This window comes from Ideonella sp. P3_A4, from assembly GCF_056403075.1.
Window position 1 is genome coordinate 1 of the sequence record NZ_JBFUGE010000131.1, and the last position, 13,755, is coordinate 13,755.

The window sequence follows — 13,755 nt, forward strand, 5'->3', positions numbered from 1 at the left end:
CGCGTGAGCAGGGTGATCGGTACCGGGTCGAATACATGGTCCCATTCCATCTGCAATCCGGCCGACACGCCGCGGTCGATGTTGCTCGCGTGATGCTGCTCGAGGAAATCGGAATCGCTGCTGATGCGCCCGGGCTCGTACGCGAGTTGAGCCCCCGCATGCAGCCCCGGGATCAACTCGACCCGGGCGCCACCTTCGAGCACGCCCTGGGTCGAGCGCACGAACGCATGCTCGCCAAAGTAGCGGATGACCGGAACCAGCTCGAAGCGTTGGGAAGACGCGCCATCGTAGGCGGGCCGCGATCGCAAGCCGGGGCCGAGCAGCGAATCGTTCGATAGCTCAGCCCATCCGGCCTGCGGCAGCAGCGCACAGACCAGAAGCAGCGTCGCGCATCGCGTGGCAGACATGCCGTGGCTTGGCAACCAGCGATCCCAGGCTGCTCTCTCTGCACCGCAATACACCGTGTGCAGTGTTGCTGGGCACGGCGATTGCCGGCAGTGGATTGTGTTGAACCACCACGTAGGAAGTTCCATGAAGACGAAACTCGCAATCACTGGCTTTCTGCTCGGCGCCCTGCTGGTTCCCTCGGCCTACAGCGAGGACCAGGACAAGGACAGAGAAAGTCCCAAGGCCTTCGTCAAGGATTCAGCGATCACCACCAAGATCAAGACCAAGCTCGCGGCAGAGCGTCTGAGCAGCTTGGCGAAGATCCACGTGGAAACCGACGCCAGCGGTGTCGTGTACCTCAGCGGATTTGCCAACAGCCAGGAACAGATCGACAAGGCCGTGGCGATCGCCCGCGCCACCGAAAACGTGCGTGACGTGAAGAACCAGCTGGTCGTCAAGAAGGACGACTGAGGCCCTCGCCTCGGGCGGCGCTCTGCGCAGATGGGTACCGAGAGAGCGGCGGCATCGTCGCTCCCGGGCTGTCTGCGCGCGCGCCGCTTCCTTCTTTCAGCACCAGGCGCTGGACGCTTGAAAAGTCCAGCCGGCCCCGTCCGGCCAGGCTCTTCAACGCGTACAGATCACGCGCCAACGTACAGATCACGCGCCAATTCACCGAGCGGGATTGCGGCGCGCACGTCGAGCGCGGCCGCGGCTGCCAGCCCCAGATCGTTCAGCATCAGGTCGTTGCCGAAGCCGCCCCGAAGCGGCGATGCTGCGGTGGCRTGCAGACGAGAAATGAGGGGGTGCGTACTCACCAACCCGTAGGATGCCGAGGCCATCGGATATCCGCACACTGTCGTTCAAGGCGGTGATCAGACGGGGCTCATGTGCGTGCCGGTGGTCTGGCAAAACGCAGTGGCCATGTGGTGGCACGCCGTGGACGCATCGAGAGGATGCGGGCAACGCGGTGACAGGCTGCGCCGATTCAAGGTTTGCCTCGTCGGCTGCGAGATGAGCAGGCGAGCCGCATTGAATCGCCGACATTCAGCCGGGGCCGCGGTGAGGTTGGCCCTCGATCCATTGCGAGGCCTTCGTGATCCATGTCTTTGGGCAGTACCGCCTGTGCACACTACGCCGGGCCTTGTTCCGCGACAACCAGGAAGTTCCGCTTCGGCGCAAAGCCTATGAGTGCTTGCGCTACCTGATCGAACAGAGCCCGCGCGCCGTACCCAAGGACGAGTTGTGCGAGGCGGTCTGGTCGCCGCGGGTCATCAGCGACGAAACCCTGGCCAGCACCATCAAGGATGTCCGGTTGGCGCTTGACGATCGCGGCCAGCCGCATCGCTATGTGCGCACGCTGACGGGCTTCGGCTATCGGTTCGTAGCTCTTGAGTCAACGCAGGGCCGTTCCCAAGCTGACTCAACCGCCTCGGGGGGCCTGGCGCGAAGCGACAGGTCTGGGGGCGCTCTTGAGTCAACGCAGGGCCGTTCCCAAGTTGACTCAACCCCCTCGGGGGGCCTGGCGCGAAGCGACAGGTCTGGGGGCGCTCTTGAGCACGCCGATGCGTGAAGGCCGAAAGGGCCCCGGAGGGCCCCTGGTCGTCGAAGCGACTGCGTCAGCCCTTCGAGCAGGCGTAGTAGCGGCTGTCGAACCGGCTGCCTTCACCGTCGAAGTTGCCCACGTCACCCGAGTTGACGAAGAGGGCGTTGTCGTCTGCGGTGATCGGGCCGAGCCACCAGCCCACCGGTGCCGCAATGCCATCGCCATAGAGGATGCGATAGCGCCACGCACCGTAGCCGGCCACCGAACCGCCGATGGCCTGGCAATAGGCCAAGGCGTTGGCGAACGACGTCGGACCGAGGGCGCCTGTCATGCACAGCGTGGCACCCACCGAGTAGAACCCAGCGGGGCAGGTGATCGCCGGTGCGATTGACACCGCCTCGACATCGGCCGCAGCGGGGGCGGGGTCGGAGCCGCCGCGTTGGCGGGCGGCCGAGGCCGTGGTGGCCGTGGTGATCAACAGTCCCGCCAGCAACAGCGCCTGGGTGAGCCTTTCGAGTTTCATTGCATTTCTCCTGAAATTGATGGTTGAGGCGAAGGCGGCTTCCGTTGCAGCCACGCTGCGTTGAAAGCTCACCGTCACCACCTTCAGGTTATGGAGTTCGCTTCGCGCCGCACTGAAGTCGCGATGGAATCTCTCAGCACGCCGCGGTGGATTTGTCGGCAATGAAAACGAAGGCATTCCTCAAGTGAACGAGGCACGCGAGCCGGTGAACGAGAGCGACCGAGAATCGCTGGTGTCGTATCGCTTCGAGGGTTGAAGACGGGGTCTGCCGCATCGTGTGCGCCGACAATCCCGGGGTTGCCCCATTTGCAGGAGAGAACCGCGTGAAGACCTACGACATCGAAGTGCAGCGCCTGAAGTCAGCCAGGCATGACAACAAAGGCCAGATCGAGCTCGGCGTCGATGTCCTGGTGCTGCCTCGGCCGGTTCGTGATGAAGGCTCCGCCAGCAGCTGTGTGCGCCTGCCCGTCGAGCATGCCCGCACCTTGCTGATGCTGCTGAAGACGGAGCTGGCCGAGCTGGACAAGCTGCAACCGCGCAGCCGCCGCTCCGGGCGGGCCTGAGGGGCGCGACCCGGTCAGGCGGCGGGCTCCAGCGGCTCGCCGATCTGCGCTGCGCAGACGGCATGCACACAGCCGCGCAGCCAGCGGTGGGCCGGGTCGCCGTCCATTCGCGGGTGCCACAGCAGCGACACGGTGATCGGCGCCACCGGCATCGGCAGGGCAAAGGTGTGCATGCCGGTGCGCAGATCACCCGTGTGCCGCTCGGGCACGCTGGCCACGAGATCGGACGCCCGAGCCAAGGCCAGTGCGGCCGAGAAGCCGCCAACGGCTGCGGCCAACTCGCGTTCCAGGCCCAGCGATGCGAGCGCGTCGTCGACAAGACCCTTGTTTACGCCCCGGCGCGCGATGGYGACATGCGCTTCAGACGCATAACGAGCCGGCGTGATGGCCCCCTTGCACAGCGGGTGACCCTTTCTCACCACGCCGACGAAGCGATCGCGGAACAGGGCCTGCGTGCGCACTTCCGGCCCGATCGACTGGCCGACCACACCGGTCTCCAGATCCACCGTTCCGTCGCGCAGCAACGCACTGTCCTTGTCGAGCTTGGGCATGAATTGCAGGCGGACGCCGGGGGCCTCGGTGCGGACGCGCGCCAGCAGCGGCGCGCCGAAGTTTTCGACGAAGCCCTCGCTGGTGCGCAGCGTGAACCATCGGTCCAGCTTCTTGAGCTGCAGCTTCTTCGCGGGGCGCAGAGCTGCTTGCGCATCCTGCACCAGCGGGCCGACACGTTCGCGCAGCTCGAGCGCTCGCGGTGAGGGGACGAGCCCTCGGCCCGCCCTGACCAGCAGCGGATCGCCGGTCACTTCACGCAGGCGCGCCAGCGCCCGGCTCATCGCCGAGGGGCTGAGCCGCAAACGGCGGGCGGCACCGGCCACGCTGCCTTCAGCCAGCAGCGCATCCAGGGTGACGAGCAGGTTGAGATCGGGGCCGGTCATGGGTCAAAAATGGGGTGAGATGGCGTCAGACGCACGAATGAAGTGCAAATGATGCGCCTTCCGCCTGGCCACGCCAAAAACTATCGTTCGCAGGCTCCATTCCGGAGCGCCGGATCGATGGAGTTCATCGTGAGTGTTTCAGTCAATCCCGAGGCAGTCGCCGTTGGCTCGCAGCCGAGCCCGCCGCTCGGTGGGGTGCTCGCCAGCCTGTCGTTGTGCATGCTGCTGCCGTCGCTCGGCGTCAGCGTGGCCAACGTCGCGCTGCCGACATTGGCCGAGACCTTCGCCGCCCCGTTCCAGCAGGTTCAATGGGTTGTGCTGGCCTACCTGCTGGCCACCACCGCGTTTATCGTCAGCGTCGGGCGGTTGGGCGATCTGATGGGCCGACGGCGCCTGCTGATGGCGGGCGTCTTGCTGTTCACACTGGCCTCTGGTCTGTGCGGTGTCGCGCCGTCGCTCGGGTGGCTGATCGCCGCGCGGGCCGCGCAGGGCCTGGGTGCGGCGGTCATGATGGCGCTGACGATGGCGTTTGTCGGTGAAGCGGTCCCGAAGTCTCGGACCGGCAGCGCCATGGGTCTGCTCGGGACGATGTCGGCGGTGGGCACGGCACTCGGGCCTTCGCTCGGTGGCCTGCTGATCGCCGGGCTGGGCTGGCAGGCGATCTTCCTGGTCAACCTGCCGTTGGGTGCCGTGGCTTTTGCGCTGGCGCGGCGCTACCTGCCTGCCGATCGGCGTGTGGCGAACGTAAGCCGACCCGGCTTCGATCATCTCGGTACGCTGCTGCTGGCGTCGACGCTGGTGGCCTATGCGCTGGCGGTGACGATGGGGCGCGGCCGCTTCGGCTTGCTCAACCAGGCGCTGTTGCTCGCCGCAGCCGTCGGGGTCGGTCTTTTCGTCTGGGCCGAGTCGAGGGCTCGCTCGCCGCTGATCCGGCTTGCGAGGTTCCGCGATCCGGCCTTGAGCGCGAGTCTGGCGATGAGCGCGCTGGTCTCGACGGTGATGATGGCGACCTTGGTCGTCGGGCCGTTCTACCTCGCCCGTTCGCTGGGCCTGGACACAGCACTGGTCGGCGTCGCCATGTCGGCCGGGCCGGTGGTCTCGGCGCTCACCGGCGTGCCTGCCGGCCGCGTGGTGGACCGTTGGGGCGTGCAGCGCATGACGCTGGCCGGACTCGTCGGGATGACCATCGGGTGCGTCGCCCTTTGTACCGTGCCGGCGGCGTTGGGCGTTGCCGGCTATGTCGTGCCGCTTGTCTTCGTCACGGCCCACTACGCGCTGTTCCAGGCAGCTAACAACACGGCGGTGATGACCGATGTGGCGCCCAACCAGCGAGGCGTCATCTCGGGCCTGCTCAACCTGTCGCGCAACCTCGGGCTCGTCACCGGTGCATCGGCCATGGACGCCGTGTTTGCCGTTGCGTCGGGGGCCGCCGACGTGTCGCAGGCAAGCCCTGAGGCCGCGGCCGTCGGCATGCGGGTCACGTTTGCCGTGGCTGCAGGGTTGGTCCTTGTCGCGTTGGGGATCTCGATGGGGGGCCAGGCGCTTTCGCGCCGCGTCGGGGGACCCGCTTCACGCGATTAACAGGCACTTGGTGGCCCGTCACCTTGTGGGAAACGATATCCCTAGATCGAGGGGGATGGTTTGGTGAACGGCAGCGATGGAATACTGGCTTCGCCGTCGCAAATGGCCTGTGCAAAACGCACCGAAGAAAACTCGGAGAAGTCTTCTGAGAATTTGTCGCAAACCCCTAGGAGCCAAGATGAAACTCGCAAAATCGCTGTCCATCCTTCTGTCGGCCATGGTTTCCACCACGGCCTTTGCAGCCACCGATAATTTCAACCGGTCCACCCTGGGCRCCAATTGGGTGCCGCTGATCGGCACCTCCGGCAAGATCGCCGACAACAAATACACGTCGGACGGTGCGGCCTACACCAAGTTCACGCCGGCCGCCAACGACAACCAAGCCACCGTGACCATTGCGGTGACGCGCCAGGACATCGGCCACTATGGCGGCGTCTATGTCGGCAAGGCATCGCTGAAGCTGCGCCCGGCGTCGAGCGGCAAGTTTGAGGCCGTTTGCTTCGAGCCCACCGTGCTGAGCGGGCTGGGCACTCCGGGCAAGTGCTTCACCGTGAGCAACCACGACATCACCGGCTTCGCCAAGGCGCGCGTCACGCTGCGCACCTCGGGGACGAGCGCCTTTGCCGATATCGACACCAACAACGACGGCGTGCCTGAGTGGTCGTTCTCGTACAACTTCGGCGCCACGCTCGGCGCCGGCGTGGGCCTGCTGGGCAATACCAACGCTGTCACGCAAGACAACCTGACGACCAGCCTGTCGAACTGATGAGTTGAAAGGCTCCCCTGGGATCCGGGGGGGCCTTTTCTTCAACCGTCTCCCCAATATGCCGATCCAATCGAATCACGCGGTTACGCTGCTCGTTTGAGCGAAATCTCGATTCGGGCTGGGTCGGAAACCCCTCCGGTTAATTTATCCCCCTTTTCGCCATGTCTGATACATCTACCCGCCACCGCCTGGCTTCGGCGTGTACCGTGCTTTTCACGCTTTGGGCCGCAAACGCCTCGGCACAAGCCGTGGATTGCTCGCTCGATACCGATCCTGACATCCAGATCGACCTGAAGGTTTTCGACACGCTGGACGATTTTCGCGACGGCGTGATCCCCGGGCCGCTGGTCCGGAACTGCCCTGATTCGTCGCCATCGCCGAATGCGTCCTACACCTTGAGCGCCAACGCCGGCAGCCTGAAGGCCGTGCGGACGTACAAGGGCACGCACATGCATGCCATCACGACGACGGCGAGCGACGGCGTGCTGCGCATGGACGGCTTCCCGCCGAACATCAACAGCTTCGGCGTCACCGCCTACGGCTCGGACGTCGATGGCAAGTACGTGCCGCGGACCCACCTGGTCGTCACGCTGTACGCCCCCGATGGCTCGGTCATCGATTCACGGACGTTCCCCGGCACCACCCGCCACTACTCGCTGGGCGGGACCTGGAACCTGCCGCTTGGTGCGGTCGAGATCAAGATGCTGGAAAAGCAGCCGACCGTCGACAAGGAGGTCTTCCCGACCATCGAAGCTTTCACGATCGCGCACGACTACGGGATGATGCCCTGATCACCGCGCAGGCGAGCGGCGCTTGGCGTCGTCTCGCTTGTTTCGCGCCGGCCGACGTCGTCATGCCGGACGCAGCTGACATCGGAAGTGAAGGGACCGGCGTGTGCATGGCCTGGGAAGGCCGGTGGGCGCACCACGGCGAAAAAATCTCCGCGTGGTAAGCGGATGAAAAATCCTGCGCGCGAGAGCCGGGCCGCGCTGACTGGAGGGGCCGGCGATGCCATGGCTTGCTTTAGGGGGCGGTGAGCCCTCAGACGTTCGAACCCCCGGTGTGCGATCGCCCACCGTGCCTTTACACGGTGCTGATCCGAATGTCGCCGCTGTCGTGGGGAGCCGTATTCTTTGGCGTCCAGTCATTGCGTCGCTCCCAGACCGCTGCCCCATGTCCACCGCGCCCGAGTCATCGTGTGAGCCGTCGCTCGAGGCCAATACCAACGACGTCAATACCAACGACGCCGAGTCGACCGAGGCCGTGTCGGCAGGAGACCCGCTGTTTGCGCGCATCGTCGCCGCCATGCAGCCCGCGCCGCCGCCCAGCAGCCCCAAGAAGGCGCCGCTGCCGCCGGCCGCGGCCAACGAGTCACCCGCCGAGGCATTGGCGCGCGCCGAGACCTTGGTGCGAAGCGGCGAGGTCAACGCGGGGCTGACCCTGTGCCACCAGGTGTGGCCGGTGGTCTCGCGGGCCGACGACGTGGTGCGCATGGCCTGGTGCCAGTACCTGATGGTCCTGGGCTACCACTACAACGGCATGTATGCGGCCGCACTGACCGCCGGCAACCGCGGTCTGGAGCTGCTGACCCGCACCGGCGACAGCGGGCGCCTGCTGCACCTGATTTCGATGCACGCCGTCACGCTGACGAATCTCGGGCAGGTGGCCGAAGCGTTCGAGCTGTTCTACCGCGGCACCAAGCTGCTGCCCTCGGTGAGCGACGACCCGCTGATGCAATGCCGCTTCTGGAACAACGCCGCGACCTTGTACTCGTTCATCGATCGCGACGACCAGGCCCTGGAGTGCACCGAGCGCGGCGCCGCGCTCACGCCGTACATGAACGATCCGGTGATGAAGGCGGTCGTCACCGGCAACATGTTGACCGCCCGGGTGGCGGTGTTGCACGAACGGCAGGTCGCCTGGGACGAGATGCAGCCGGCCTACGAAGAACTGAAGCGCCACCTGGACGGCGTGGTCGAACAGGGCTGGCTGCACCTGGTCGTGCCGATCTCCGTGGTCAGCTCGGCGGCGTTGATGCGCCTGGGGCAGTGGGACGAGGCGCGTGCCGTGCTGCGCGTGGGCCACAAGGCCACGATGGCCGCCGGCCTGGGGACGCGGCGCGCACGGATCGAACTGTGCCTGGCCCAACTCGAGCGGCAGACCGGCCAGTACCGCCTCGCCAGCGCCCATGTGAACGAAGCCTTGTCGCTGCTGCGCCAGCAGGAAGAGGACCCGGTGCTGCTGGCCGAGGTGCATCTCGAGAACTGCCTGCTGCAAGAAGCCCAGGGCCACTGGCGGCTGGCATTGGCTTCGCACCGTGAACACGCCAAGTTGCGTGAGGCATCGCTCAGGACACAAGCCCAGTCGCGCTCGGAAGCAATGGCCGAACGCGCCACGCAGGAAGGCCAGCGCACGCTCGCCGAATTGGCGCGTGTGCGCGATGGTGAAGCCACGGAAGGCGGGCCTGCTGAGGACGCCTTCGATGCGGCCTTCGACGCCACGCCGATCGGCTTGCCCGGCCGGCGCCAGTTCGAGCAACGCATGGATCAGTGGAAGTCGGGCCAGGCCCCCGGCACGGCGCTGGTGCTGATGATGGGCAGCGTGGACCAGTTCAAGGCCATCAGCGCCAGGTTCACATCCGTCCAGGCCCGCGAGGTTCTTCGCGCTGTGGGGCAATTGATGCGCAAGCACTTGCGCCCGAACGACGCAGTGGCCAGTTGGGCCGGTGAGGAGTTCGTCGTCGGCTTCGGCGGCGGCGCGCCGTTGGAAGAGTCGATGCAGGCGGCCGTCCGCTTGCGCGACATCATCGAACAGCACGACTGGGCTTCCATCGTCCCGGGTCTGCCGGTGACCGCGAGTTTCGGCCTGACCGCCTGCGGCGAAGGTGAAGACCTCAGCGACGCGTTGCTGCGCGCTGCGTGGGCGCTGCACGATGCCAAGCGCCTGGGTCGCAGCCAGGTGCGGGCCATTTAAGGAAGCTGGGCCTCGCCTGCGCCTAGGCCCCGGCGTCAACCAGGCTTGCTGCGGGCGGGCTTTTTGTCGCCCTCGGTGCGAGCGGCCTCTTTCGTCATCGGCGGATGGCCGCTGCTGACCTGGTCCAGCCACAGCAGCGCATCGACATGGCCGATGAACCGTTGCAGGTAATCCGGCGACAGGTCTCGCATCAGCATCAGCGACCGGTGCACGAGGTGGTGCGAGTTGAGCGGCCCTGCGTTACCCGGCAGTTTGGCCAGCGACTGCGCCAAGCGCTGGTCGGCGCTCAGCTTCGACAAGGTCCGCTTGAAGTACTTGAGCGACTTCAGCTCGGGCGCGGATGAAGGCGCTGCAATGGCTTGGCGGGCTGCCGCGCCGCCGTGTTCGGGTGGTGTCGTCTGGCGCGCGAGATGGCTGACGAGGCCGGCGAGCGTGCCAAGGTTGAGGCGCTCATCGTCCCCTGTGATGACGGCACGCGGTGCCGGCAGAGGGTGGGGGATCGATGGCCGTATGGGCATCGCGGGCGCGACCGTCTCGGCGCCGGCTTGCGACGTCGTCGGCGACGTCGTGTCGCCAGCCTTGTCGAGGTCTTCGCCATACGCCGCAATCAGCTTGGCGAGCTTGTCTTCGAGGATGCGCCGGGTGTCACCGCCGTGCTCGGCTGCGCGACGGGCCAGGGCTTCGATGAACCGAAAGCGCACTGGGTCCCGCTGGTGGGCACCACGTGCGCGCCAGCTTTCTATCGTCGCCCCGAAGTCCATATCAGCGGCCGTCACGGCGTGGGCACGACTTTCGCGACTGCGCTGGAGGGCCGCGGCGTCGGCGCCATCTCCACACGCCGGTTCTTGGAGCGTCCGTCCGCATCGGCATTCGACGCCACCGGCTGCTCGGAGCCGAAGGCCGCGGCAAAGACCGATGACGACGGCACACCTTCTTCKATCAACGTGCGGGTCACCGTCAATGCACGTTGTGCCGACAGCTCCCAGTTGTCRGTGAACTTGCCTTTGCCCCCGCGCACCTGCCTGTCGTCGGTGAAGCCGCTCACCATCAAGACTTCGTCGCGCGATTGCAGGTAGGTCTTCAACGGAAGCGCCAGCGCCTTCAGCACCTCGCGGCCTTCGGGCTGCAGATCGTCGGAGTTGAAGGCGAACAGCACGCTGCCGCTGATGCCGATGCGCCCGTTGTTCAGCGTGACCCGCCCGGCCGCCAGCGGCCCGGCCAAGGCCTTTTCGAGCGCTTCGCGGCGCTGCATTTCTGCCTGGCGCTGCTTGACCTCGGCCTCCAGCTTGGTGGCGAGTTCGAGCTGCATGCCGAGCACGCACACCAGGATCAGCACGAAGGCGCCAAGCAGGCCCGACATCAGGTCGCCGAAGACGGCCCAGACCGGCACCGTCGGCTCGAGGCCGGCTTCGAGGTCTTCCACCATCACGCCTCGCTGTCGGCCGGAACGCGTTTGACGGCCAGCTGCTGCAGGTCTTCGACGATCTGCTGCTGCGACATGATGCTCAGGTCGATCACTTCGCGCGCCTGCGCCACGTAGTAGGCCAGCTGCTCGTCACTGCGGGCGATGGACTTGCTGAGCGCACCTTCGATGCGCTGCAGGTGGGCCACCAGCTTGTCGTTCGCCTGGCTGAACAGCTGCACCGCAAAGCCGAACGCTTCGCCCAGGCTCGCCACCTCGACCGCGCTGCCGTTGACCTGGGCCGCGATGGCGGCCATCTTGTCGGTCTCGGCGTCGACCTTGTCGGTGAAGCGGGTGCCGACACGCTCCAGCAGGTCGGCCGACGCATCCACCAGCGCGTCGATCGCCGCACGCTGTTCGGTGGAGGCGTGGTTCACGGCGTCCAGCAACGCACCCAGCGTTTCCATCAGGCGGTTGCGCTCGTCCAGAGTGGCGTTGTCTCGTTCCATGCTGCTGGAGACCTGCTCGCGCAGCTCGGCCACCACCTCGGCCGCGGCGCGGGGCGCTTCCGATGCGGCCTGCACCAGCCGAGTGATCTCGGCGATAGTGTTCTTCGCATGCGTTTCGGCCTGGGCCGACATGTCGCGTGCGGTCTGCTCCAGCGTCTGGCAGATCTGCTGCTGCTGGCCCAGCGTGTGGGCGCCGGCTTGTTGCCACTCTTGCTTCAGCGAGGTGGCCACGGCTTGCAGCGCGTCAGTCCACGCCGTCATCCGCTGCTGCTCGCGTGAGTCGATGCGGGTCTGCAGATCCGCATGGGCCTGGTCCACCGTGCGCAGCAGTGCGGTTGAATGCTGCTCGAAAGTGGCCGCTGCCGATGCCAGGGCGTGTTCAGTCTGGCTGGCCAGGGTCTCGCTGCTGCGGGCGTGCTGGGCGAGCGTCGCTTGCCACGTGTCCGACAGGTTGGCGGCCGTGCTGTCGAGGCGGGTCGACACGCCATCGATCAGCGAGGCTGAGCGTTGTTCGAAGGTGGCGCTGAACCGGTCGAGCGAGGCGTGCAGCCCTTGGGACAGTGCCGCCGTGGTTTGCTGGTGCTCGGCCAGGGCGGTCTTCCAGTGATCGGCCGTGGCGGCGCTGCTGGCCTCGAAGCGGCTCGACAGCTCGCCCAGCTGCCGCTGTGCCGTCTGCGCCATCGCGGTGTGCAAGGTAGCCGTTTCGCGTGCAATGCCGGCCAGCGTGGCCTCGACCACTGGCTGGATCGTTGCGCCAGCCACGCGGGCGCTCTCCGTCAGGCTCGCCTTCAGCGACTGGTCGACCGACGACGCCAGCGTCGTGTAGGCGGCTTCGGCCTGCTGATGGAAGCGCTCCTGGTTGGTGGCGAGCCGTTCATTCAGTGCCTGGCTCTGGCGATCGAGCGTGGCCATCATGTCCTGCAGTTTGTCGACCAGCGCAGGCATCAGCTGGGTTTGTTGCTGCAGCAGCTTGAACGACTCTTCGCGCTGGTGCGCGAGCGAGAAGACACGCAAGCTGGTCGCGATCTTCGTGTCCAGCACTTGCGCGGCCAGCAGCCGTTCGCGCCGGCACAAGGCCGAGATGAGGCCCAGCGCTGCAGAGGCCGTGACGCCTGCTACCGAGGTGCCGAAGGCCAGGCCCAGGCCCTTGACCGGTGCCGACAACGAGGCGCGGATGGCTTGCAGGTCCGTCGCGCTCTCGAGCGCCAGCCCGGTGCCGCTGAGCGTGACGACCATGCCGAGGAAGGTGCCCAGCATGCCCAGCAGCACCAGCAGCCCGGCCAGGTAAGGCGTCAGGGCCGGGCCGGGCAGGGCGACGCGCTCACCCTCGACGCGCAGGCGCACTGCGTTCTGCAGCGAAGGGTGCAGCTGGGCCAGCCACTGGCCAAGACTTGGCGGTGGAGCGGACAGCGGCGTCAAGGCTCCCGTCAGCGTTGAAGTGGCCTGGTGGAAGCGCCGCAGCTCCAGCGTGCCCATCAGGTAGAACGCGCCAACGAGCAGGGTGACGGTCAGCGCGATCGGGTTCGTGCCGACGTAGCCGGCACCGACCCAGCCGATGGTGGCCAGGCCTGCGATAAAGGCGGCGAGTTGAAGAATTCTGGTCATGCCTTGAGGTCTATCGCGTCGTGCGAAGGGCTTCGAGCAGCCCTTCGACCGGTTGGAGTCGGAGGTCGAGTTCGGCGAGCAACACGCTTTGCATGTCGCGGCGGAACTCGGCTAGCCAAGGGGCCGCGGTGGCGGCTTCGTCTGGCGTTTGAGCGTCGTTGTCTGGTTCGATGGCGGCGAGCGTGGCCAGGTGGGCTTGGCGCAGGCGCTCGAAGTGTTTTTCCAGCAGCACGGGCACGGTCGACAGCAGGCTGCGCTCTTGCTCACCGAGCACCTGCTCCATCACGGCATCCACCGCGGCCAGCTGAGCCAGTGCAGATGACCGGGCCGTCAGCGCGGCCCGCAGTCGAGCCCGCAGCGGGCCGATGCCCAGCTCCATCGCCTGTTGCTTGGCGAAGTACCGGCTGCGGTGCGGCGTGAAGCTGATGGTCGTGTCTGCGGGCGGCGTGTCGCGCGCAGGCGAGCGCCGGCTCGACCACCCCTGGTCGGGGGTGGAGGTGCTGTCTTCGGTGACGGCATTCACCAGCGCGCTTCGCATGCGGGCGAACTCGCCTTCTTCGGTGCTTGCGCCGGCCCGTGCGACGGGCTGCGCCGTCGCTGCAGGGCCGTTCAGTGCCGCAGACAGCGAGATGGCGTCCGTCCAGCTGAGCCATTGGCTCAGCCGTTCCGCGAACGCCGGTTTGGCGTCTGGAACGTCGGCTTCGGTCAGTCGAGCAAGCAATCGAACGAGTGGCGAGCCGGTGAAGCCTGTGTGCAGTGACCCTCGCGTCATGCGTCAGCGCAGGCTCAATGGGAAAAACCCGGCAGTCTACTCCGGTGGGCGAGGTGATCCCGTTCTGCCGTTACTCAAAAGTATTACTATCGAATTGAAATCAGGTTGCGCATGACACAAATCACTCTGCCGTGGTCACTTTTTACTGCGCAGCCCCGTGGTGCGGCGGCGGTGAGCGTCTCGCGCATGTCTGATG

The 13,755-nt window shown here is 66.4% G+C and carries 14 protein-coding genes and 1 pseudogene; 7 read left to right on the plus strand and 8 right to left on the minus strand.

Going from position 1 to position 13,755, the window contains the following annotated elements:
• The coding region (locus AC1DYI_RS13930) for a MipA/OmpV family protein (protein ID WP_477204717.1) at positions 1–407 on the minus strand (407 nt) is incomplete at its 3' end.
• A gap of 124 nt (positions 408–531) precedes the next feature.
• Here AC1DYI_RS13930 and AC1DYI_RS13935 point away from each other — a divergent pair.
• Positions 532–858 (plus strand): BON domain-containing protein, encoded by a 327-nt coding sequence (locus tag AC1DYI_RS13935; protein ID WP_477204718.1) that lies wholly within the window; start codon positions 532–534, stop codon positions 856–858.
• A 103-nt stretch (positions 859–961) separates the two neighbouring features.
• On the opposite strand, the pseudogene AC1DYI_RS13940 reads toward AC1DYI_RS13935, so the two are convergent.
• Positions 962–1,169: pseudogene (locus tag AC1DYI_RS13940) on the minus strand (3-hydroxyisobutyrate dehydrogenase); the annotation flags it as partial.
• Between the two features lie 311 nt (positions 1,170–1,480).
• Here AC1DYI_RS13940 and AC1DYI_RS13945 point away from each other — a divergent pair.
• Positions 1,481–1,957, plus strand: coding sequence for a winged helix-turn-helix domain-containing protein (locus AC1DYI_RS13945; protein ID WP_477204719.1), 477 nt, complete (start codon positions 1,481–1,483; stop codon positions 1,955–1,957).
• A 46-nt stretch (positions 1,958–2,003) separates the two neighbouring features.
• On the opposite strand, the gene AC1DYI_RS13950 is transcribed toward AC1DYI_RS13945, so the two are convergent.
• Complete coding sequence (locus AC1DYI_RS13950) at positions 2,004–2,453, minus strand: hypothetical protein (RefSeq protein WP_477204720.1); 450 nt, start codon at positions 2,451–2,453, stop codon at positions 2,004–2,006.
• Between the two features lie 323 nt (positions 2,454–2,776).
• Between AC1DYI_RS13950 and AC1DYI_RS13955 the strand changes: the two genes are divergently transcribed.
• A complete protein-coding gene (locus AC1DYI_RS13955; RefSeq protein ID WP_477204721.1) occupies positions 2,777–3,016 on the plus strand; it encodes a hypothetical protein in 240 nt (79 codons plus the stop codon).
• A 14-nt stretch (positions 3,017–3,030) separates the two neighbouring features.
• On the opposite strand, the gene AC1DYI_RS13960 is transcribed toward AC1DYI_RS13955, so the two are convergent.
• Complete coding sequence (locus tag AC1DYI_RS13960; RefSeq protein ID WP_477204722.1) at positions 3,031–3,951, minus strand: LysR family transcriptional regulator; 921 nt, start codon at positions 3,949–3,951, stop codon at positions 3,031–3,033.
• Between the two features lie 126 nt (positions 3,952–4,077).
• On the opposite strand from AC1DYI_RS13960, the gene AC1DYI_RS13965 reads away from it, so the two are divergent.
• The 4 genes from AC1DYI_RS13965 (at position 4,078) to AC1DYI_RS13980 (ending at position 9,271) form a co-directional block, all read left to right on the plus strand.
• Positions 4,078–5,532, plus strand: a complete 1,455-nt coding sequence (locus AC1DYI_RS13965) for an MFS transporter (protein ID WP_477204729.1) — start codon at positions 4,078–4,080, stop codon at positions 5,530–5,532.
• Between the two features lie 178 nt (positions 5,533–5,710).
• On the plus strand, positions 5,711–6,298 hold the full coding sequence (locus AC1DYI_RS13970; RefSeq protein ID WP_477204723.1) for a hypothetical protein: 588 nt from the start codon (positions 5,711–5,713) through the stop codon (positions 6,296–6,298).
• Positions 6,299–6,459: 161 nt separating this feature from the next.
• Positions 6,460–7,089, plus strand: a complete 630-nt coding sequence (locus AC1DYI_RS13975; RefSeq protein ID WP_477204724.1) for a hypothetical protein — start codon at positions 6,460–6,462, stop codon at positions 7,087–7,089.
• Between the two features lie 382 nt (positions 7,090–7,471).
• Positions 7,472–9,271, plus strand: coding sequence for a GGDEF domain-containing protein (locus AC1DYI_RS13980; RefSeq protein ID WP_477204725.1), 1,800 nt, complete (start codon positions 7,472–7,474; stop codon positions 9,269–9,271).
• A 35-nt stretch (positions 9,272–9,306) separates the two neighbouring features.
• On the opposite strand, the gene AC1DYI_RS13985 is transcribed toward AC1DYI_RS13980, so the two are convergent.
• Genes AC1DYI_RS13985 through AC1DYI_RS14000 form a run of 4 tightly spaced genes read right to left on the minus strand, consistent with a single transcriptional unit; the run spans position 9,307 to position 13,559 of the window.
• Entirely contained in the window at positions 9,307–10,032 is a 726-nt protein-coding gene (locus tag AC1DYI_RS13985) for a DUF2894 domain-containing protein (RefSeq protein WP_477204730.1), read from the minus strand.
• 11 nt (positions 10,033–10,043) lie between these two features.
• Positions 10,044–10,697, minus strand: coding sequence for an OmpA family protein (locus AC1DYI_RS13990; RefSeq protein WP_477204726.1), 654 nt, complete (start codon positions 10,695–10,697; stop codon positions 10,044–10,046).
• Positions 10,697–12,787 carry a DUF802 domain-containing protein gene (locus AC1DYI_RS13995; RefSeq protein WP_477204727.1) on the minus strand — a complete coding sequence of 697 codons (2,091 nt, stop codon included), beginning with the start codon at positions 12,785–12,787 and terminating at the stop codon, positions 10,697–10,699. Before AC1DYI_RS13995 ends, AC1DYI_RS13990 begins: the two co-directional genes overlap by 1 nt.
• Positions 12,788–12,797: 10 nt before the next feature.
• Positions 12,798–13,559 (minus strand): DUF3348 domain-containing protein, encoded by a 762-nt coding sequence (locus AC1DYI_RS14000; protein WP_477204728.1) that lies wholly within the window; start codon positions 13,557–13,559, stop codon positions 12,798–12,800.
• Between the last annotated feature and the right edge of the window lie 196 nt (positions 13,560–13,755).